This window comes from Bacteroides sp. An269 (assembly GCF_002159755.1).
Classification (GTDB): domain Bacteria; phylum Bacteroidota; class Bacteroidia; order Bacteroidales; family Bacteroidaceae; genus Phocaeicola; species Phocaeicola intestinalis.
In genome coordinates this window covers 1-22,009 of the sequence record NZ_NFJG01000049.1, presented here as the reverse complement: position 1 = coordinate 22,009, position 22,009 = coordinate 1, and the positions used below count along the sequence as shown (strand labels likewise).

Here is a 22,009-nt window from a genome sequence, read left to right as displayed (position 1 = left end):
AAAAGCCTGCTTCCTGATGCTTTACGGTGCCGGAGAGGGGCAACCGCTTGCGGCGGCACGCGCAACCGCCTGCATCGGGCTGAGCATGTATATCCGGAGGGAAAGGCATAAAATAGCATAAAAACGGGCGAAGTGTAAAAGTTTTGCCTCATCTTCACCCGATTACTGCAAGATTATTCGTATCTTTGCGCGATTTATAGTCGAAAATTATATTAAAACATTATTTATGATCAATCCTATTGTTAAGACGATCGAGCTTCCTGATGGCAGAACCATCACGCTCGAAACGGGAAAGCTGGCAAAACAGGCAGATGGTGCTGTTACGCTGCGCATGGGTAACACCGTGTTGTTGGCTACTGTTTGTGCAGCAAAAGATGCAGTTCCCGGTACAGATTTCATGCCGCTTCAGGTAGAGTACAAAGAAAAATATTCTGCGTTCGGACGTTTTCCTGGCGGTTTCACTAAACGCGAAGGCAAGGCATCAGACTATGAAATCCTTACCTGCCGCCTTGTAGACCGCGCCTTGCGTCCGTTGTTCCCCGACAACTTCCATGCCGAAGTTTACGTGAACATCATTCTGTTCTCTGCCGACGGCGTCGATATGCCTGATGCATTGGCTGGACTTGCCGCATCGGCTGCGCTTGCCGTATCGGATATCCCGTTCGGCGGACCAATCTCGGAAGTACGTGTAGCACGTATCAACGGCAAGTTCGTTATCGACCCGACTTTCGAGCAACTGGAGCAGGCAGATATGGACCTGATGGTAGCCGCTACGTACGAGAACATCATGATGGTGGAAGGTGAAATGAACGAAGTAAGCGAACAAGACTTGCTGGAAGCCCTGAAAGCCGCACACGAAGCCATCAAAGTACATTGCAAGGCACAGATGGAACTGATGGAAGAAGTCGGTTCTACCGTAAAACGCGAATATTGCCACGAAGAAAACGACGAAGACCTGCGCAAGGCGGTTCACGAAGCTTGTTACGCCAAGGCATACGCCATCGCCGAATCGGGCAACAAAAACAAACATGAACGCGAGGCAGCCTTTACAGCAATCTGCGATGAATTCAAGGCCCAGTTCAGCGAAGAGGAACTGGAAGAAAAGGGTCCGATGATTGACCGCTATTATCACGATGTGGAAAAAGAAGCGATGCGCCGTTGCATCCTCGATGAAGGCAAACGTCTGGACGGACGTAAGACGACCGACATCCGCCCCATCTGGTGCGAAGTAAGCCCACTTCCCTACCCACATGGCTCATCTATCTTTACACGCGGAGAAACCCAGTCACTCAGTACTGTCACATTGGGTACAAAAGCTGACGAGAAAATCGTCGATGATGTACTCGACCAGCACAAAGAACGCTTCCTGCTACACTATAACTTCCCGCCTTTCTCTACAGGCGAAGCCAAAGCACAACGCGGTGTAGGCCGTCGTGAAATCGGACACGGACACTTGGCATGGCGTGCACTGAAAGGGCAGATTCCTGCCGACTATCCTTATTGTGTCCGCGTAGTTTCCGACATCCTCGAATCAAACGGTTCTTCTTCTATGGCTACAGTATGTGCCGGAACACTTGCCCTGATGGATGCAGGTGTACCTATCAAGAATCCGGTATCAGGTATTGCAATGGGATTGATCAAGAACGCCGGAGAAGACAAATACGCCATCCTGTCAGACATCTTAGGAGATGAAGACCATCTGGGTGACATGGACTTCAAGGTAACCGGTACGAAAAACGGTATCACTGCTACCCAAATGGATATCAAGTGCGACGGACTGACCTACGACATTTTGGAAAAAGCATTGTTGCAAGCCAAAGAGGGCCGCGAATACATCTTAGGCAAACTGACCGAATGCATTGCCGAACCTCGTCCGGAACTGAAACCGAACGCACCGCGCATCGAAACCATGACGATTCCGAAAGAATTCATCGGAGCGGTAATCGGCCCGGGCGGAAAGATCATCCAAGGTATGCAGGAAGAGACAGGTGCCACTATCAGCATCGAAGAAACAGATGGCGTAGGACGCATCGAAATTGCCGGCTTGAACAAGAAATCCATCGATGATGCCGTACGCATGATTAAGAGCATCGTTGCCATCCCCGAAATAGGTGAGGTATACACAGGAAAGGTACGTTCCATCATGCCTTATGGAGCATTTGTCGAATTCCTTCCGGGAAAAGACGGTTTGCTGCACATCTCGGAAATCAGCTGGAAACGTTTGGAAACCATCGAAGAATCCGGACTGAAAGAAGGTGATGAAATTGAAGTAAAACTGCTGGATATCGACCCGAAAACCGGCAAGTTCAAATTGTCACACAAGGTATTGATGCCAAAACCAGAAGGAATGGCCGAAGAAAAGCCCAATCATCCGAAACGAGAGCACAAACCCCAGCCTCGTAAAGAAAAATAAGTGAATACATTTTTTTCATAATAATGATAATCTCCCTCTTTCTTGGGCTTTTCCCTTGAGAGAGGGAGATTTTTCATAAAAGCATCCAGATACCCAATTTCTTACCACGCGTTCAAATGTATCCGCTCTTCTGTATCGATGTTTTTTTGCTTGGGCAAGGCATCGGCAAACATCGCCATTTTGTCTTTATCGCCCGATTCGTCCACCTCTGCAACCAGCTTCTTGAATGCTGCCATGTTCTTTGCCAACGGAGCAATGACCTTGGCTATATTCTCCTGTCCACGCACCACGACAAACTCGAATTGCCGTAAATGGTCGTTGGCCGGTGCCTTGAACGCCGCACTAATAATTCGCTTTAAAGCCTCATCACTTACTTCACGGCCGGAAAAGTCGCGGATGATAGCCCCATCCGCTGTAAGATTATTAATCTTACACCAGACGAAGATAATAACACATACAGTTTAGTAATGCACGGCGAACGGAACGGGTACAGCATACAGGAACGATGACATCAGCTAAATGCACAAATCCATACCGCTCCATAATATATCTTAATTTCATCCGATAAATACAATCACTTACAAACATTATACAACAATGATGCAAAATCAAATGTTCCTAAGCGAATTGAGGGCTTTCCCGTTGTCATTCTATGCGACGTAACCATGTCCCCATATAGGCGGAACGGACAAGTAAAGACATTCCAAGATAAAATAAACCTCTGCCAGACAGACTCTCACGAGCAGCTTCGGCAGAGGTTTTACTGAAAAGCACAATTATTATTATTCAAACTCAATTGGCTGCATTTCCGTGCATATTAGGATTCGTAGTCAATTCTGTTGACGGAATAGGAAGATACAGATTCCGTTCATAATTAAACGTTGCCGTACCTGTCAAACTTGTCTGTTCCACTTGGGCTGCATTCTTATTAATCAAATTGTCCAACATCCTTTCACGATCCGGATCATTTGGGTTATTATACCAACGCATCAAATTAAAGAAACGCCAGCCTTCCCAGTACAACTCAACCGAATATTCATGTTTCAGTGCACGACGAACTGTGTTTATTTCCATACCTTCACAAATGACAGAACCATTATTACCTACAACCCTTCCTACAACAGGATGATTAGCAATCAATTCGTCAACTGTAGGCAATTTCCCTCCTTCCAAATAAGACATACCGGCATCAGCTTCGGTCGTATTAAGTGCAACCGTGTTATTATTCGCACGATTGCGAACCAGTTGGATATAATTTTTTGCTGTTGCTTCATCACCTGTTTCCAGACAACATTCAGCGTACATCAACAAGATATCCGCATAACGAATCAGTCGGTCATTGATACCACTTTGTTCTACAGAACGAACTTTGTCCAAACTATATTTACGGCATCCAAACCACTTACCACGCCAAGCATCAAAGGTTCCACCAGAGAACAGTTCTTCATAAGGAAGCCACTTTCCTGACTTGCCTAAAAATTTACATCCATCAGGAATATACATACCCAAATAAGCACGCGGGTCAATAATTTTGCCTTCAGAATCCCGTTCAAACTCATTATACAAGGCAAGAGATGGCATTCCGTTCCACCAGCGTCCACATTCGGTAGAGTTGGGGGCAGACAATTCAAGTTCGCGGATTGTATTTTGCCCTGTCACGACCCAGCTGTTAAGGTCGCCTGGAGCTGCAGGATTAAAACCTTGTGTTTCGGTACTTTGACAAAACTGCACTTCAAACATCGATTCCTTATTATTTTCATTATCCTCAGTGGCATTATCACGATAATTATCCATCAATCCATACGCACCAGAATTGATGATTTGTTCCAAAACAGCTTTTGCCGAAGTCCAATCGGCATCACCAGCCTTCGCCGTTCCGTCAAGGATAGGACGTCCCATATAACATTTTGCCAAGAATGCCAAGGCGGATCCTTTCGTAGCACGTCCTTCATCATTTGTCCCCTCATAATTCCAAGCTGTCAACAATTCAGAAGCATCCTGAAAATCCTTGACCATACGCTGATAAATCTGTCCTGATTCAGCTGGAGGCAATGAATAATCAGCACCACCAGTAGTTACATAATCACGGTCTGGGATTTGATCTCCAAAGAAATAAACCAAATAAAAACGGCTTAACCCACGAAGGAAAATAGCTTCGCCACGCAGACGGTCATACAAATTCTTATCCTCCGTATTATTCAAATCGAATGCACCATCTTGATTTGCAGCCAATTTCTCCAAAGCAAGATTAGCAGCATACTGCAATGTATACATATCTTGGAAAGTCGTTGAAAGGCTTCCCAAATCAGCATTCACCGTGTATTGGGACAATCGTGCAGTTTCCGGTTCACCGGCAGCCGCACCACTTGTAAAAGCATATTCATCGCTCCGTGCATTCAACATAAACGGCATCCATCGTGCCCAGCCTCCAGCACGCTGCAACATGTTATACGCACCATTGACAGCATATGTCAGATGTTCCTTCGTATTATAATAATTCAATTCGCTATCTGCCGAAGGATTAGTAAACTCCATTTCCGGTTCACAAGAACTTAAAGTAAACAAAACACTTCCCAGACACGCTCCTATATAAATTTTCAAACGTTTCATAATTTTGCTATTTAATTGTTATGTGTTAGAATGTCAACTGGATACCAGCAAAAAATTCACGAGTCGCCCAATATGTATCTCCTGAATAATAGTAAGCACCATCCACACCACGATTCAAAGTTGAACCTCCATTCGGAACTTGCGGATCAAACATAGAATAACCTGTAATGGTAAACGGATTCTTGACACCCATATAAAGCCGTAACGATTCGATATGAATCTTTGAAAGCAAATTCTTATCAAAGGTATATCCCAACGTAATGCGGTTGCAACGGAAATAAGAACCATTTTCAATAAAATAATCAGATGCTTTTGTATGATTTCCGTTAGGATCGTTCAATACAGCACGTGCCACATCTGTATTAGTATTGGCAGGTAACGTGATGGTTTCACCTCCAGCTGTGGTAAATGTAACGTCATGAGCTCGGAAACGATCACCCATATCAAGCATTTGATTCTTAGCTGCATAACCACCCATTAATTCTGTTTTCCAGTTATTATAAATTTGGTTACCGAAATCTCCTTGCCACAACATAGAAAAATCAAAACCTTTATATTCTGCCGTAATATTCAAACCAAATGAACAATCAGGCAATGAAGAACCTATAAAGGTCTTGTCATCATCCGAAATCACTCCGTCTCCATTCAAGTCCACATACTTTATATCACCGGCACTAGCTGACTCTTGCAGGCGTACGCCTTTGTCATTGACATAATTGGCGGCTTCTTCATCAGTTCTGAACAATCCATCTGTCTTATAGCCCCAAAATTGTGCTACAGGTCTCCCCGCTACGGTCATAGTCACATTTCCAGTAGATGAACTACCTCCTGCAAGAGATTGATTGCTTCCCAGGCTGGTCACCTTATTCCGATAAAGCGAAAAGTTAGGAGAAATGGTAAAACTGAAATCACCGATTTTCTCGCGATAAGTAGCCGCAAGCTCAATACCCCAGTTGGTCATGCTACCTACATTCATATATACCGTATTGATATTACCGGTAGAACGAGGAAGCTGGACAGCTAAAAGCATATCTGTAGTTTTACGATTATAATAATCGAATACAAAACTCAGTTTATTATGAAACATATCCAAATCAAAGCCAACTCCTGCATCACGTGTAGTTTCCCATGACAAGTCCGGATTTGCAAAATTCTCAATCAAAGGTGCAGGTGCATTGGATACACTTCCGTCAGGATTAATCTGCCCGGGACCAAACGTATAATAACGGTTATCGGTTTCCACTACCGACTGATAATCATAGCGTCCCACAGCATTGGCACTACCAATCCATCCTAATGTTGCACGGATTTTCAGATTATCCAGCCAATGCGAAGTGGCATCTTTCATCCATTTTTCTTCACTGACTCTCCAGCCTATTGAAAATGAGGGGAAATATCCCCAGCGGTTTCCTTCAGCAAACTTAGATGACTCATCTGCACGGAAGTTTGCAGTAATCATATATTTGCTGTTGTACGAATACATCACACGAGCAAGATAAGAAAAATAAGCCTCGTTATATTGTGAGCTGGTAATGATTTGACTGTCTGGATAACGACTTTCGATACCAAATCCACTATATTCATTACTACGTCCGGTAATAGCTGTAGAAAAACCTTCAAACTTTTCAGATACGATACCAACCACACCCGAAAGCGAATGGATATCATTAAATGTTTTGTCGAAAGTAAGCAAGTTTTCAATCACCTCATGGCCACTTCCTCCTTTTGTTGAAGTCTGTGAATTGTAATCTTGTCGGGCGTTTGCCGTACCCAAGTCATATTTGGGAACGATTGTAGCATCATTATTACGCGCATACGAATATGTATAAGTAAGTCTGTATTTCAGCCAGTCAAATATCTTGATTTCACCGAAAATACTACCCATTGTGCTTACCGAACGGTTACGCAAACGCTGATTGTGCAAATACCATGCTTGATTTGCCATATCGTTCCCATCACGTCCATTGTTTCCTGTATGGAAAAACGTCCCATCTTCGTTATAAACGGGCAAATTGGGCGAAGTAAGCAACATATTCATCAAAGAAGCACCTGTAAAACCATTTGTACGGCTATAATTAGCGAAAATACGCCCACCATAAGTAAGACGACCGATAGTTCCTTCTACATTAGCATAGATATTATCCACTTTCGCATCATTCTTATGCATCTGATCATCATTATCCGTATGCGTAGCACCAATACGGTAATTTGCATATTTACTGCCACCACTTACAGATACATCATATTTCTGATAATTTGTATTGCAGAAATATTCATTCCACCAGTCCGTATCAGCCATTGGAGTACTCGGGGTAGCTACACCGGTCGGTACAATCTGGTTCCAAGTACCGTCAGCGATACTGGCCGCCGAAGAAGAATTGTAATAAAGCTCATTCACATAAATACCATAATCATATGCATTCAACATTTCCACTTTCTTTGTAGGCGAACCAAAACCGGCATAGGCATTGAAACTGATGCGAGGTTTACCTTCTTTGCCTTTCTTGGTCGTAACCAAAATAACACCGTTCGCGCCACGCACACCATAAATCGCACATGATGCTGCATCTTTCAACACCTGAATAGACTCGATTTCATCATCATTGGGGATATTGCCTGAAGCATCGATAATGCCATCTACTACCCATAACGGATCGGTGCTACCTGTAATAGAAGCCGTACCACGAATACGAATCTTGCCACCCGACACGTTTACACCTGCCGTACTACCTTGTAACGCATCTGTAATGCCACCCGGTGACTTCAAAACTTCTTTCGGACTCAATGTCGCAATCGCCGAAGTCAAGTCTTCCTTCTTTTGGGTACCATAACCTACCACAATAACGTTATCCAGCATCTGGGCGTCTTCCTCCAATGTAACATTCAATGAAGTTTTTCCTGCAATTTTGATTTCTTGGGTCTTATAACCCACAAAAGAAATAGTAAGCACTGCATCCGAAGGAACTTCCAACGTAAAGCTACCCTCAAAATCGGTAATCGTTCCGTTCGACGTACCTTTCTGCAATACACTGGCACCAATGACCGTTTGCCCTGTAGGATCTTTCACAACACCTTTTACTGTTATCGTTTGTGCCAATGCCCATACAGGGAGAAGGCATAGCAGAAACAACAGTCCAAAGGTTTTTGAACAATTAGTGTTTCTCATGACTTAACATTTTTATGTTTAACATAGAGGCATAGAATACGGAACCGGCCTTCGTTGTGCCCAACGTACGGCCGAATTCCGCACTTGCTTTGAGGCAAATTTAAATGATTATGTTCACTTTGTTTTTCCCTTATGTTACATGTTTTACTATGCATGTTACATCTTTTGTGTTAAACGGCGTTAAATGTTACATATATTGTCATAAATCGAACATCTTATGCCGAACAACATGATTCCGAAAGAAAAAACACGAAACGACTTTGCTTTTTTTAGTTTATCTTTGCTTCCGTATCATTAAGTCAATCACCTAAACCGACACACATGAAAAATCGATTCATCACTCTTTTTTTGGCAAGTCTCATCGGGCTGCTTCCGGTGCTTGCGCAACAAATGCCACATTGGCAAAAACACGGTTCGGCTACTCAACTCATGGTAGACAACCGTCCGTACCTCATCTTGGGAGGAGAATTGGGAAACTCTTCGGCTTCTTCCCTGCAAGACATCGACCGTATTTTTCCTAAGCTGAAACGCACCGGGCTGAATACGGTACTGGTGCCTGCTTACTGGGACTTGATAGAGCCCGAAGAGGGGACATTCGATTTCTCTTTGGTAGACCACGCCATTACACAGGCACGGGCAAACGACTTGAGAATCGTCTTTCTCTGGTTCGGCGCATGGAAAAACTCTATGAGCTGCTATGCCCCGCTATGGTTCAAGCAAGACTACAAGAAGTACCCGCGCGTACGGACCCAGACGGGTAAGCCGCTGGAGATAGCCAGTCCTTTCTCGGACAATGTATTCCAGGCGGATAGCAAGGCTTTTAAAGCGTTCATGCGGCATCTTTCCGAAACCGACGGGGACAAACATACCGTCATCATGGTACAGGTAGAAAACGAAATCGGTATGCTGGAAAGCGCACGCGACTATTCGGAAGAAGCCAACCGCCTGTTCCAATCAGCCATCCCTGAAGAGTTGGCCGATTACCTGGTAAAGAACAAAAAGACGCTCCACCCGTGGCTGGCAGAAAAATGGCAAAAAGCGGGAGGAAAGACCGAAGGAAACTGGCAGAAGGTGTTCGGCACCGACCTGTATACCGATGAAATCTTTATGGCATGGCACTATGCCACGTATGTGGAACGTATGATTCAGTGCGGACGGGAAGCGTACAACTTGCCTATGTATGTCAATGCCGCCATGAATAGTCGCGGGCGCAAACCCGGTGAATATCCGTCGGCAGGACCGCTGGCTCATCTCATCGATATCTGGCATTGTGCCGCTCCGGGCATTGACCTGCTGGCTCCCGACCTCTACGACAAAGGGTTTACCGGCTGGACCGCACAATATAAGCTGCACAACAACCCGCTTTTTATACCTGAAATCCGTCTGGAGCCTAATGATGGTGTGCGTGCCTTTTATGTATTCGGCGAGCACGACGGCATCGGTTTCAGCCCGTTCTCCATAGAAGACGCGCCCGACCGTCCCAGTTACCAGTTGACCCAAAGCTACCTCAAGCTGAAAGAACTGATGCCTCTCATCACCCGTTACCAGGGGCAGGGAGCCATGAAAGGCTTACTTTTCGACCAAACCGAGAAAGAACGCACCCTTGCATGGGATAACACATTATTAATATGTAAGCACTTCTTTACCTTGCCGTGGGATTCACGTGCCACCGATGGAAGTGTATGGCCGGAAGGAGGAGGACTGGTCATCCGGATGGCTGAAGACGAATACCTGATAGCCGGAAGCGGCATCGTGGTCGAATTTAAAAGCAAAGAAGAAGCCGCTTTGAGCACGGCGCAAGCCAAGTTAGGCGAAGACGGATTCGTATTGGAAGGCGAGGGCCGTCAAGCGTCTGCCGCCCGGTGGAAGAATGAAAAACGCATCGGCATCGGCTCGGTAGACGAAGTCAGCGTAAACGAAGACGGGAGCCTGAACTTCATCCGGCGCTATAATGGCGATCAAGATCACCAAGGACGGCACGCACGCATCGGAGTGGACAACTTCCAAATCCTGCATGTGAAGCTATACGAATACCGGTAAAAAAAACACAGGGAATGATAAGGAATGACAACACAAGGCAGTTTCTTCAGAAGTATAATAGCACTAAAACTGCAGTTTCAGTGCATTAAAACTAAAGTTTCAGTATATTAAAACTGCCTGAAACTATTATTGGCTCCGGTTGGGCATCCGGTTGCATCGGTTTCCGTAGCCCCGAAACCAGGAAAGCCGGCCTGCAAGCATTACGCTACGCAGGCCGGCTTTCGGTTTTTCTAACCTCTAAAGGAATTTACTCCTCTACCGGTTGGAAATCTTCTTTTCCTACTCCACAAACCGGGCAAACCCAATCTTCGGGCAGGTCTTCGAATGCTGTGCCCGGAGCGATGCCGTTATCGGGATCACCTTTAGCGGGATCGTATTCCCAATCACATACGGTGCAAATGTACTTTTTCATACGTCCAATTGTTTTAAGTTAGCTATAATGTTCTTTTATATGATGGAACAAATATAGGGAAGATTTGTTTATCACCGTTCTTTTAATAACATATTTTTTAATTCTTCCATTCCTTCCGAAGCTCCCTTGCGGATAACATGCACCTTCCTGCCCGAAACAATGGTGACTTCTTTCGGGTCGATAAGGTACACCGGTACACGAGACGGTACATAATTGAGCAGTCCGGCCGCCGGATACACATTGAGCGAAGTGCCGATAATGACGAATATATCGGCTTGCTCGGCGTATCCGATGGCGGTTTCTATCATCGGCACCGCCTCGCCGAACCACACGATGAACGGACGGAGCTGGGAGCCGTCGGCGGCCAGGTCGCCCATCTTCACTTCCCATTCTTCGGGTTTCAACTCTTTGATGTATGCCGGATTGTTCGGGTCCCGGCTCGATGTAACCTTGGTCAGTTCCCCATGCAGATGAATGACATGGTGGCTTCCTGCCCGTTCGTGCAAGTTGTCGACGTTCTGTGTAATGACCGTCACGTCGAAGTCCTTTTCCAATTCGGCTATCAGCTCATGCCCGCGGTTGGGCTTCACGCGTTGTAGTTCCTTACGCCGCGCGTTATAGAAATCTATTACCAACTTCGGGTTCGCCCGATAGCCTTCGGGTGTAGCCACTTGTTCTACGGGATACTGCTCCCACAACCCTCCAGAGTCGCGGAAAGTACTGATTCCGCTCTCGGCACTCATGCCTGCTCCTGTCAATATAACCAACTTTTTCATACGCAAGTTCCTCCTTCATACGATTAACCATACAAAAATAAGAAAATTTAATCGCTTACAGAAGCTCTTATTCAAATAAAAAAGATACCTTTGCGCCGACTAAAGAAAAACAATATCTTTTAACTCAAAGACTTTATGGATAAATTCAGTTACGCCATTGGCTTAGGCATAGGCCAAAACCTGTGGAGTATGGGCGCCCGCAGCATCGACGTAAACGATTTTGCACAAGCAGTAAAAGACGTATTAGAAGGCAACAAGACTGCTATTACGCATAACGAAGCACGCGAAATCGTCAATAAGTTCTTTACCGAACTGGAAGAAAAAGCCAATGCGGAAAACATAGCCAAGGGAAAAACTTTCTTGGAAGAAAACAAGAAGAAACCGAACATCGTGACCCTTCCCAGCGGCCTGCAATACGAAGTAATCAAGGAAGGCAATGGCAAAAAGCCAAAAGCCACCGACCGCGTACGGTGCCACTATGAAGGCACTTTGATAGACGGAACATTGTTCGACAGTTCCATCAAGCGGGGCGAACCTGCCGTATTCGGCGTGAACCAAGTGATAAAAGGTTGGGTGGAAGCACTGCAACTGATGTCGGAAGGTGCAAAATGGAAACTCTACATCCCGTCCGACCTTGCTTACGGCGCACAAGGTGCGGGCGAGATGATTCCTCCGCACAGCACGCTCATCTTCGAAGTGGAGCTGATTGAAGTATTATAATTAACGGCACACAGGCGACAAAAGCAGACGTGCACAGTTTTAATTATTTATCTGTGTCCATCAGAAGAAGGAAATATACGTTACCTGTGTGTGTTACGACAGTGCTTAAACTGCTGAACAAGAATTATCAACAACAAATATAAAAAAATCAAGCAAATGAAAAAGACTCCTTTTTTAATGGCATTGGCTATCGCTGGAGGCATGGCATCGTGCGCACAAGGACCGAAAGCCAACATGAAAACCGAAGTGGACACCCTCTCATACATGATGGGTGTAAGCAACACACAAGGACTGCAAGACTATGCACTTGGCCGCATGGGGATTGATTCGGCCTATTATGATGATTTCATCCGCGGTATCGAACAAGGCATAAAGACAACGGAAGATAAAGAAAGAGCTTACCTGATGGGTATGCAAATCGGACAACAAGTCAGTGGTCAGATGTTCGATGCCATCAACGGCCAAATTTTTGAAGGTGACTCTGCACAAAGCCTGACGAAAGAAAACTTCCTTGCCGGATTCATCGCTGCAGTGAAAGAACAATCTCTCTTCTCTGCCGACTCTGCCAGCCTGTACGTACGTACTCGCGTAGATGCCATCAAAGAAAAGGCACTTGCCGAGAAATATGCCGACTACAAGAAACAGAACGAAGACTTCCTTGCCACCAACAAGACCAAGGAAGGTGTGAAAGTTACTCCGAGCGGCTTACAATATAAGGTTGTGAAAGAAGGTAACGGCAAAGTACCCGAAAAGACATCGAGAGTGAAAGTACACTACAAAGGCACGTTAATCGACGGTACAGAATTCGATTCGTCTTACAAACGCAAAGAACCGACCAGCTTCCGTGCAGACCAAGTCATCAAAGGATGGACCGAAGCGCTGACCATGATGCCGGTAGGTTCGAAGTGGATTCTCTACATCCCGCAAGAATTGGGCTATGGCTCACGCAACACGGGTAAAATCAAACCCTTCTCTACACTGATTTTTGAAGTAGAACTGGTTGACATTGAAGAGCCTGCTGCCAAGAAGAAATAAAGCTGCCCTCTGTTTTTCACCACAGATTACACAGATTTTTTCATTCATTATATAATCGGTGTAATCTGTGGTATTTTATTTCACTCAGTCTTCATCCCGATAAGCATGTGGTGTCTTTCCAGTCATCCGACGGAAAAACTTGCAGAAGAACGAAGCATTGGGAAAATTCAAGTCATCAGCTATTTGATATACCAGTTTGTCGGTATGGCGCAGTTGTAATTTGGCTTCCTGTACCACCGCAGCATTGACCCAGTCCATCACCGTCCGCCCGCTGACCTGCTTGATAAGCGTACTCAGATAACGTGGACTCAAATACAGTTCATCGGCGTAAAAAGTGATGTTCCGCTCATGTACGGCATATCTGTTAACAAGTTTCAAGAACCGGTTGAATATTTCTTCCTGCCGGGTATGCTCCTGACGCGCCACCGCAGCATCGCGATGATAAAATACTTCTATCTGACGAAACAAAGCAGAAATGAGGCTTCGGACAGTGTCACGCGGAAAAGGTTCGTCGTGCAACACTTCCCAAATCAGGTCCAAAAACACTTCCAGCCGCTTTCGTTCCTTCTCATCCAAATCGACAGCAAAAAAAAGTCCACCTTGCAGATAAGCATGCAACAAAGGCTCTTTTTGCCAACCTTCCATAAAGTCATCAGTAAAGGCCAGCATGGTCACATCCATATTCGCAGGCATTTCCTCAAACTCAAGCACAGCTCCTGGCGAAGACACAATCAGCTGCCCGCCTGAAACCGTCACTTCACGTAAATTAATACGAGCCCGGATATATCCCGACTGGATATAAACAATCCGTCCTTCTGTCAGGCGATAGGGTCTTCCCGGTATCAGAATTGACTCCGCAATCTCGTCCATCCCCTCTACCGAACGCACAAAACCCAGTTCGGGAGTGATGAAACGACTCGCATTACACCGTGTAAAAGGAAAATCGTGTATCTGTTGCAAAGCAAGCAAAAAAAAGTCTTTCTGTTCCATATCCTAAATTTTAAGATAAACCAATGTTCTCTACCTCCTGCAAAGATAATAATTCACAGCAAAAACAGGAGATAGCCAGTACAAAATCAAACAAATAGAACATTTGAAACAAGTAATGGAACTTCTGAATATGAACAGAACAATCTATATTTGCAAAAAGAACCTTAAAAAACGACATGCTTATGATACGAACCTGTTTATTGATGCTGGTGGGATGCTTCTGCCTTTCCTCTTTCGGACAGGTGACCCTGGACGAGTGCCGGGCTGCCGCGCAACAAAACTATCCGCTGGCAAGGCAATACGACCTGCTCCGCCTGTCAGAACAATACACACTTGACAATGCAACCCGCGGCAACCTGCCCCAAGTCAGCCTCAGTGGAAAAGTATCCTACCAAAGCGAAGCCACCACTTTCCCGTTCGACATCCCCGGCATCGGCATGAAGGGATTGCCCAAAGACCAATATCAAATACAGTTGGAAGTAACACAAAACATCTGGGACGGAGGCAACATCCGAGCCAGAAAGGAACAAGTCAAAACCGAAACTGAAGAAAGCAGGAGGCAATTGAACGTCACGATGTACGCCCTGAATGAACAGGTAAACCAAGTATTCTTCGGCATCCTGCTGATAGACGAACAACTGGAACAGAACCACCTGCTTGAAGAAGACCTGCAACGCAACCTGAAAAACATACGTGCTTATCGTGACAACGGCATAGCCAACGATGCCGATGTAGATGCCGTGCAGGTGGAAATCCTCAACACCCGTCAGCAACGGACACAGCTCACCGCCAACCGCACCGCCTACCTGCGCATGCTTTCGCTGCTCACCGGCAAGCCTTTGGACGAACAAACCCAGCTGATACGCCCTGTCTCCCCCGATGACAAGACTGCTTTCCGTATCGCCCGGCCGGAGCTGGACCTGTATAATGCACAAGTACAAAGCCTCGAAGTGGAACGTCACAACCTGCAAGCAGGCTATATGCCCCGCATCGGACTCTTCGCACAAGGCGCATACGGCAATCCTGGACTGGACTTTCTGAAAGACCAATTCCGGGCATATTACATCGTAGGAGCACGTCTCACGTGGAACTTCGGTAACTTGTATACCCTGAAAAACGACAAACGGAAGCTGGATACCCGCCGCTTGCAGATAGAAAGCAACCGCGACCTGTTCCTCTTCAATACCCGACTGCAACTGGCTGAACAAGACGGCATCCTGCTTGCACTCCAGAAACAGATGAAAGACGATGACGAAATCATCCGCTTGCGCAGCAACATCCGGCAATCTGCTGAAGCCAAAGTAGCCAACGGCACGCTAAGCGTGACTGAAATGTTACGCGAAGTAACTGCTGAAAGCCTTGCCCGACAAGCCAAAGCGTTACACGAAATCCAACTGCTGATGCACCAATACCAGCAACAGCACCTTACCAACAACCAACCGACCATAAACCCATAACCTCAAACGTATGAAAACTTATTCTTTATTTTTTGCCTCACTGACAAGCATACTGCTGGCATCCTGCCATCCGGACATCGACTTCGATGCGACAGGCACCTTTGAAGCCACTGAGATTATCGTGTCTGCCGAAAGCAACGGCAAACTGTTCCGTCTGGATGCAGAAGAAGGTGTCCGGCTGAAACAAGGAGAAGAAGTAGGGCTGACCGACACTGTCCAGCTCTATCTGAAAAAACTGCAACTTCAGGCAAATATGAAGTCGGTAGACAACCAGCGGCCCGACATCCGCAAACAGATAGCTGCCCTGCAAGAACAACTTGCCACAGCACAACGCGAACGGGCACGCGTAGAGAACCTGTTAAAAGCAAATGCAGCCAACCGCAAGCAACTGGACGACTGGGAATCGCAGATAGCCGTATTGGAAAGCCAACTCGAAGCCCAACGCTCTACCTTATATAATAGTACAGCCAGTTTGAACGAACAGAGTTCTTCAGTCGCCATCCAAATGGCGCAGATAGAAGACCAACTGCAGAAATGTCACATTGTGGCTCCTATCAACGGTACCGTCCTTGCCAAATATGCCGAACCAGGCGAACTGGCATCGGTAGGAAAGCCACTGTTCAAAATTGCCGATACCGAACACATCTTCCTGCGCGCTTACATCACATCTACACAACTTGCATCGGTCCGTATTGGAATGGAAGCAAAAGTATATGCCGATTTCGGCGACGACAACCTGAAAACTTATGCCGGTATCGTGAGCTGGATAGCCGACGAGGCAGAGTTCACCCCCAAAACTATCCTGACCGATGATGAACGTGCCAATCAGGTATATGCCGTAAAGATAGCTGTCCGCAATGACGGTATCATCAAACTGGGCATGTATGGCAAAGTAAAATTCCAAACCGATGAAAGTGATTGAAGTCAAAGGCATCAGCAAATACTACGGAAAGACAAAAGCCCTCCACGAAGTGTCTTTTGAGATAGGACAAGGTGAACTGTTCGGACTGATTGGTCCCGACGGTTCAGGGAAAAGCACGTTATTCCGCATTCTGACTACCCTTCTGAATGCGGATACAGGCACAGCATCGGTGATGGGTTACGATGTACGAAAAGAATATAAAGAGATACGGAAGCGTATAGGATATATGCCTGGACGTTTCTCCTTGTATCAAGACCTGACGGTAGAAGAAAACCTGAATTTCTTCGCCACCGTTTTCCAGACTACCGTAAAAGCCCATTACGGACAAATAAAAGACATTTACGAACAAATAGCCCCCTTCGCCAACCGACGGGCAGGAGCCCTTTCGGGAGGAATGAAACAAAAACTCGCTCTCTGCTGTGCATTGGTGCATTCACCGGAAATACTTTTCCTGGACGAACCGACAACAGGAGTCGACCCCGTATCACGTAAAGAATTCTGGCAGATACTGGCTAAGCTCCGTACGCAAGGGATGACCATCGTGGTCTCGACTCCCTTTATGGACGAAGCCAGACGTTGTAACCGGATTGCCTTTTTACAAGAAGGAAATGTACGGGGCATCGATACCCCAGCAGTCATTCTCGACCGTTTCCGCAACATCTTATGCCCGCCCGGCCTGCAACGCGATATAGATAATACCGAAACCGGAACCATCATCCGCGTCAACGGACTGGTAAAACAGTTCGGCAATTTTACGGCAGTCGACCACATCTCGTTCGAAGTGAAAAGCGGAGAGATATTCGGCTTCCTAGGAGCCAACGGAGCCGGCAAGACCACTGCCATGCGCATCCTTTGCGGACTGAGCCTGCCTACCGGAGGAAATGCTGAAGTTATGGGCTTCGACGTATACACGCAGAGCGAAGAAATCAAACGGCGCATCGGATATATGAGCCAGAAATTCTCACTCTACGAAGACTTGAACGTATGGGAAAACGTGCGTCTCTTTGCCGGAATCTACGGTGTACCCGACAAGGAAATACCGCCTCGCGCCGAAGAGATGCTTCACCGCATTGGACTGTATGAAAGTCGCCACACCTTGGTACGCGAGCTTCCCTTGGGTTGGAAACAACGACTGGCATTCTCTGTAGCTATTTTCCATCGCCCCCAGCTGGTATTCCTTGACGAACCTACCGGAGGCGTAGACCCTGCCACTCGCCGCCAGTTCTGGGAACTAATTTACCAGGCTGCACACCAAGGCATCACGGTATTCGTCACCACACACTATATGGACGAAGCAGAATATTGCGACCGCATCTCGATGATGGTAGACGGACGCATCCGAGCACTCGACACACCGGCAAAATTAAAAGAGATGTTCAATGCCAAGGATATGGATGAAGTGTTCCGACTCCTGGCACGCGAAGCGAAACGAAACGGGAACTGACAGCTCATCATAGAGGAACCGAAGCACACAGAGACTTTAATTTTTCCTCTATGGTAAAAAAAGAAACATACGACTATGAAACAATTTATCGCCTTTATCCGGAAAGAGTTCTGTCACATCCTGCGCGACCGGCGCACGATGCTGATACTGATAGGAATGCCCATCGTACAGATTATCCTTTTCGGCTTTGCTATCTCTACCGAAGTACGCAATGTAGAGACCGCCGTACTGATGCCTTCTAGCGATGCAGAAGTGCAACGTATAGTCGAGCGGCTGGATGCCAGCGAATACTTCCATGTAAAATACATCGTACATTCGTCCGATGAAATAGACCGGTTGTTTAAACGGAACCGGATAGAACTGGCAGTAGTTTTCCCTTCCGACCTGAATCGCTTGCGTATGGATGCAGAAGATATCCAGCTAATAGCCGATGCCACGGATCCCAACCTTGCCGTCACACGGAGCACGTATGCCAATGGAATCCTGCATACCGCCCTAAATGCCATCAAACGGACCGGAACAAAAGCAGATGCTTCCCCCAGCCTCATCGTATCGGGCAAGCTGCTCTATAATCCACAAATGAAAAGTGCCTACAACTTCGTACCAGGCGTAATGGGGCTTATCCTGATGCTGATATGTGCGATGATGACCTCCATTTCCATTGTACGCGAAAAAGAAACCGGAACGATGGAAGTCTTGCTTGTCTCTCCCGTCAATCCGTTGTTTGTCATCCTCTCGAAAGCAGTACCCTATTTCGTCTTGTCCCTTATCAACCTGACCACCATTCTGCTGCTCTCGGTATTTGTACTCCAGGTTCCCATTGCAGGCAATCTGTTCAGCCTGCTGAGTGTATCCCTGCTGTTCATCTTCGTCTCGCTGGCATTAGGATTGCTCGTGTCGTGCCTTGTCCGGACACAGGTAGCAGCCATGCTTGTATCAGGCATGGTGATGCTGATTCCCACCATCATCCTGTCGGGCATCATCTTTCCCATCGAAAGTATGCCGGGTATTCTGCAAGCCCTCTCCTGTCTCATTCCGGCACGCTGGTACGTCGACCTGGTACGAAAACTCATGATAGAAGGTGTACCCCTTGCCTACGTCTGGCACGAAGTAACCGTCCTGCTGGTAATGGCCATCGCCCTGATAGGCATCACTGCCCGCAAATTCAAGAACCGTTTAGAATGAAAGCCTATGACACTACGCTACCTGATAGAAAAAGAGTTCAAGCAACTGGCACGCAACAGTTTCCTGCCACGTCTCATTCTGCTTTTCCCATGCATGATGATGCTGATTATACCATGGGCTGCCACCCTGGAAATAGAAGACCTGCGCATTGTGATTATCGACAACGACCATAGCCCTTCTTCCGAACGTCTGGTACACCGAATCGAAGCATCGCCTTATTTTAAGCTGACCGGACTGCCCGACACGTATCGTGACGGACTGGAAGCCATCGAGAAAGACCGTGCCGACATGCTGTTGGAAATACCTCGTGGTTTTGAAAAAGAACAAGTGAACGGCAGACCTGCCTCAGCACTGGTTGCCGTCAATGCCGTCAACGGGACTAAAGGTGGATTGGGCAGTTCGTATTTAAGCCAGATTCTTGCACCTGCCGGAAACACTTCCATACGCTACCTGTTCAATCCACACCTTGAATACAAGAATTACATGGTTCCGGCACTGATGACCATGTTGCTCGTACTGCTCTGCGGATTTCTTCCGGCACTGAACGTTGTAGGCGAAAAAGAAGCCGGTACCATCGAGCAAATCAATGTCACTCCCGTAAGCCGATTCACTTTCATACTCAGTAAGTTATTACCCTATTGGCTTATCGGATTCATCGTTCTCAACCTTTGTATGCTGTTGGCATGGCTGGTATACGGACTTACTCCTTCGGGGAATATCTTTTGCATCTACATTGCCACCATCGTATTTACCTTCGTGGTGTCTGGTTTAGGACTGGTCATTTCCAATTATTCAGCCACCATGCAACAAGCCATGTTTGTCATGTGGTTCTGTATGCTGATATTCATTCTGATGAGCGGATTGTTTACCCCCATCAGCAGCATGCCCCAGTGGGCACAATGCATCACCTACGCCAATCCATTGCGTTATTTTATGGAAATCATGCGCATGGTGTACCTGAAAGGAAGCAGTCTCACCGATATTCTGCCGCAGCTGGGTACACTTGCCATTTTTGCCACTGTGCTTTATCTGTGGGCCATTGTAAGTTATAAAAAGCAACAATAACCCCGAAATCAGAAACACAGAGCGGAAACAAACGCAAAAGAATCCTGATAGAATATTAATATGAATGTCCTTTAGCCGACAAGGAGTCCTCATTTTATTGGAAGATTTAAGACAGGCTCTTAACCTGAACAAAATTAAACAAGCCCTAAGAAGCTGTTTTGAATTTCTCCAAAAAGTTTTTCTTGGCTTGATGTATCTGTTTTCGTGTGTGCTTTGGGCGATTTTTTGGTCCTTTTCGCTCCTGTTCTTCGTCAGATAGCCCGCTATCTTCCTCATCACAGAAGCGAAAATGCCTCAAAAACTCATCCAAATCATCGCACGATAAATTCAAAACAGCTTCTAAATTGAAAAAATTAACACTCTGCTGGCAACAAGCAATGGTTTTATTCGTATCTTTGAAAATGATGAACCTTTAAAAGCAAACAGATATGAACTCAAATCCAGTTTTTAGTTTGTACGTACCCACCAAGATATTGTTCGGGTGCGGTGAAATAAAGAAATTAGCTACCGAAACACTTCCCGGCAGAAAAGCCATGATAGTCATATCCGGCGGAACGTCCATGAAAAAATATGGATACCTGGATAAAGTATTGGGATACCTTACTGAAAACGATGTCAGTGCCATTGTATACGATAAGATTCTTCCTAATCCCATCAAGACACATGTTATGGAAGCCGCAGCCATCTGCCGCGAGCAGAAATGCGACTTTATCATCGGGTTGGGAGGAGGAAGCAGCATCGACTCTGCAAAAGCCATCGCCGTCATGGCATGCAATGATGGTGATTACTGGAACTACGTAAACGGAGGTACGGGCAAAGGGCGTCCGGTCACAAAAGCACTTCCCATTGTAGCCATACCGACCACAGCCGGAACCGGTACGGAAGCCGATCCATGGACAGTGATTACCAACGAAGAGAAACAGGAAAAAATCGGATTCGGATGCCCACTTACCTTTCCAGTACTCTCCATTGTCGACCCGACGCTGATGGTTACCATACCTCCCCATCTCACGGCATATCAGGGCTTCGATGCCTTCTTCCATGCAGCAGAAGGCTTCCTTGCCAATTGTGCTACTCCTATAAGCGACCTGTACGCACTGGAAGCTATCCGCCTGCTCTATAAATACCTGCCGGTAGCCGTCAATGACGGACGCGACATCAAAGCACGCGCCAAAGTAGCATGGGCCAGCACACTGGCCGGGCTGGTAGAAGCCACATCTTGTTGCATTTCCGAACATTCTATGGAACATGCCATGAGTGCCTATTATCCCGAACTGCCTCATGGAGCCGGACTGATTGCCATCAGTACAGCCTACTTCGAAACTTTCCGCAACGACTGCATGAAACGTTTTATGAAAATGGCAGATGTCATGACCCAACAAAAGAGCAACCGTCCGAGCGATTTCATTGATGCACTGGTACGCATGCAACGCGAATGTCACGTAGACAACATCAAATTGAGCGACTGGGGTATCAAAGAAGAAGACTTTCCCAAGATGGTACAAAATGCACGAGATACCATGGGCAGCCTCTTTACCCTCGATCCTCGTCCGCTGACCGACGATGAAGTACTGAATATCTATAAACAATCGTACAAATAAGTGGTTTAAGGAGTTAAGAGCCTGATAGGATATTGCTTCTTAACTCCTTCACTTTTTTAACTTCCCCCACCGTCAAGTTAGAAGTGCAACTCCGCCACCGCCTTCCTCCGTCCTTGGAGCGTAGCGGAAAGGGCGGAGGAAGGCGGTGGAAGCCCGGAATCAGGGTCATCCGG

16 protein-coding genes and 1 pseudogene are annotated in these 22,009 nt (G+C 46.5%); 10 read left to right on the top strand and 7 right to left on the bottom strand.

Translation table 11 applies throughout. The features are described from left to right. The first annotated feature begins 226 nt into the window (after nucleotides 1–226). Nucleotides 227–2,413 carry a polyribonucleotide nucleotidyltransferase gene (gene pnp, locus B5F71_RS10540; RefSeq protein WP_022039824.1) on the top strand — a complete coding sequence of 729 codons (2,187 nt, stop codon included), beginning with the start codon at nucleotides 227–229 and terminating at the stop codon, nucleotides 2,411–2,413. Nucleotides 2,414–2,556: 143 nt separating this feature from the next. On the opposite strand, the pseudogene B5F71_RS10535 reads toward pnp, so the two are convergent. From B5F71_RS10535 to B5F71_RS10525, 3 genes and pseudogenes are all read right to left on the bottom strand, one after another. Further along, nucleotides 2,557–2,841: pseudogene (locus B5F71_RS10535) on the bottom strand (nitroreductase family protein); the annotation flags it as partial. Between the two features lie 364 nt (nucleotides 2,842–3,205). Further along, nucleotides 3,206–5,023, bottom strand: a complete 1,818-nt coding sequence (locus tag B5F71_RS10530; RefSeq protein ID WP_022038832.1) for a RagB/SusD family nutrient uptake outer membrane protein — start codon at nucleotides 5,021–5,023, stop codon at nucleotides 3,206–3,208. A 25-nt stretch (nucleotides 5,024–5,048) separates the two neighbouring features. After that, on the bottom strand, nucleotides 5,049–8,189 hold the full coding sequence (locus B5F71_RS10525) for a TonB-dependent receptor (protein ID WP_087210015.1): 3,141 nt from the start codon (nucleotides 8,187–8,189) through the stop codon (nucleotides 5,049–5,051). A 321-nt stretch (nucleotides 8,190–8,510) separates the two neighbouring features. Between B5F71_RS10525 and B5F71_RS10520 the strand changes: the two genes are divergently transcribed. Next, a complete protein-coding gene (locus B5F71_RS10520) occupies nucleotides 8,511–10,229 on the top strand; it encodes a DUF5597 domain-containing protein (protein ID WP_087210013.1) in 1,719 nt (572 codons plus the stop codon). 247 nt (nucleotides 10,230–10,476) lie between these two features. Here B5F71_RS10520 and rd read toward each other — a convergent pair whose 3' ends face one another. Both rd and B5F71_RS10510 read right to left on the bottom strand, forming a co-directional pair. Next, on the bottom strand, nucleotides 10,477–10,641 hold the full coding sequence (gene rd, locus B5F71_RS10515; RefSeq protein ID WP_022038835.1) for a rubredoxin: 165 nt from the start codon (nucleotides 10,639–10,641) through the stop codon (nucleotides 10,477–10,479). A 71-nt stretch (nucleotides 10,642–10,712) separates the two neighbouring features. Then, nucleotides 10,713–11,417, bottom strand: a complete 705-nt coding sequence (locus tag B5F71_RS10510) for an NAD-dependent deacylase (RefSeq protein ID WP_022038836.1) — start codon at nucleotides 11,415–11,417, stop codon at nucleotides 10,713–10,715. A gap of 135 nt (nucleotides 11,418–11,552) precedes the next feature. Here B5F71_RS10510 and B5F71_RS10505 point away from each other — a divergent pair, with 135 nt between their 5' ends. After that, nucleotides 11,553–12,137 carry an FKBP-type peptidyl-prolyl cis-trans isomerase gene (locus B5F71_RS10505; protein ID WP_022038837.1) on the top strand — a complete coding sequence of 195 codons (585 nt, stop codon included), beginning with the start codon at nucleotides 11,553–11,555 and terminating at the stop codon, nucleotides 12,135–12,137. 156 nt (nucleotides 12,138–12,293) lie between these two features. Continuing rightward, nucleotides 12,294–13,172, top strand: a complete 879-nt coding sequence (locus B5F71_RS10500; protein WP_022038838.1) for an FKBP-type peptidyl-prolyl cis-trans isomerase — start codon at nucleotides 12,294–12,296, stop codon at nucleotides 13,170–13,172. 84 nt (nucleotides 13,173–13,256) lie between these two features. Here B5F71_RS10500 and B5F71_RS10495 read toward each other — a convergent pair whose 3' ends face one another. Continuing rightward, complete coding sequence (locus B5F71_RS10495; RefSeq protein WP_022038839.1) at nucleotides 13,257–14,162, bottom strand: helix-turn-helix transcriptional regulator; 906 nt, start codon at nucleotides 14,160–14,162, stop codon at nucleotides 13,257–13,259. Between the two features lie 182 nt (nucleotides 14,163–14,344). Here B5F71_RS10495 and B5F71_RS10490 point away from each other — a divergent pair, with 182 nt between their 5' ends. The 5 genes from B5F71_RS10490 to B5F71_RS10470 all read left to right on the top strand — a co-directional run bounded on the left by B5F71_RS10490 (nucleotide 14,345) and on the right by B5F71_RS10470 (nucleotide 20,235). Next, nucleotides 14,345–15,619, top strand: a complete 1,275-nt coding sequence (locus tag B5F71_RS10490) for a TolC family protein (protein ID WP_239413997.1) — start codon at nucleotides 14,345–14,347, stop codon at nucleotides 15,617–15,619. A 10-nt stretch (nucleotides 15,620–15,629) separates the two neighbouring features. Continuing rightward, on the top strand, nucleotides 15,630–16,541 hold the full coding sequence (locus tag B5F71_RS10485; RefSeq protein ID WP_022038841.1) for an HlyD family efflux transporter periplasmic adaptor subunit: 912 nt from the start codon (nucleotides 15,630–15,632) through the stop codon (nucleotides 16,539–16,541). Beyond that, nucleotides 16,528–17,985, top strand: coding sequence for an ATP-binding cassette domain-containing protein (locus B5F71_RS10480; RefSeq protein ID WP_087210005.1), 1,458 nt, complete (start codon nucleotides 16,528–16,530; stop codon nucleotides 17,983–17,985). The genes B5F71_RS10485 and B5F71_RS10480 overlap by 14 nt, the downstream gene beginning before the upstream one ends. Nucleotides 17,986–18,060: 75 nt before the next feature. Beyond that, a complete protein-coding gene (locus B5F71_RS10475; protein WP_087210002.1) occupies nucleotides 18,061–19,170 on the top strand; it encodes an ABC transporter permease in 1,110 nt (369 codons plus the stop codon). A 6-nt stretch (nucleotides 19,171–19,176) separates the two neighbouring features. Beyond that, complete coding sequence (locus B5F71_RS10470; protein WP_087209999.1) at nucleotides 19,177–20,235, top strand: ABC transporter permease; 1,059 nt, start codon at nucleotides 19,177–19,179, stop codon at nucleotides 20,233–20,235. A gap of 145 nt (nucleotides 20,236–20,380) precedes the next feature. On the opposite strand, the gene B5F71_RS19835 is transcribed toward B5F71_RS10470, so the two are convergent. Next, nucleotides 20,381–20,566, bottom strand: a complete 186-nt coding sequence (locus B5F71_RS19835; RefSeq protein WP_140406886.1) for a hypothetical protein — start codon at nucleotides 20,564–20,566, stop codon at nucleotides 20,381–20,383. Nucleotides 20,567–20,663: 97 nt separating this feature from the next. Here B5F71_RS19835 and B5F71_RS10460 point away from each other — a divergent pair, with 97 nt between their 5' ends. Beyond that, the gene (locus B5F71_RS10460) at nucleotides 20,664–21,836 is read left to right on the top strand and encodes an iron-containing alcohol dehydrogenase (RefSeq protein ID WP_022038845.1); all 1,173 of its coding nucleotides are present in this window, start codon (nucleotides 20,664–20,666) and stop codon (nucleotides 21,834–21,836) included. Nucleotides 21,837–22,009: the final 173 nt, after the last annotated feature.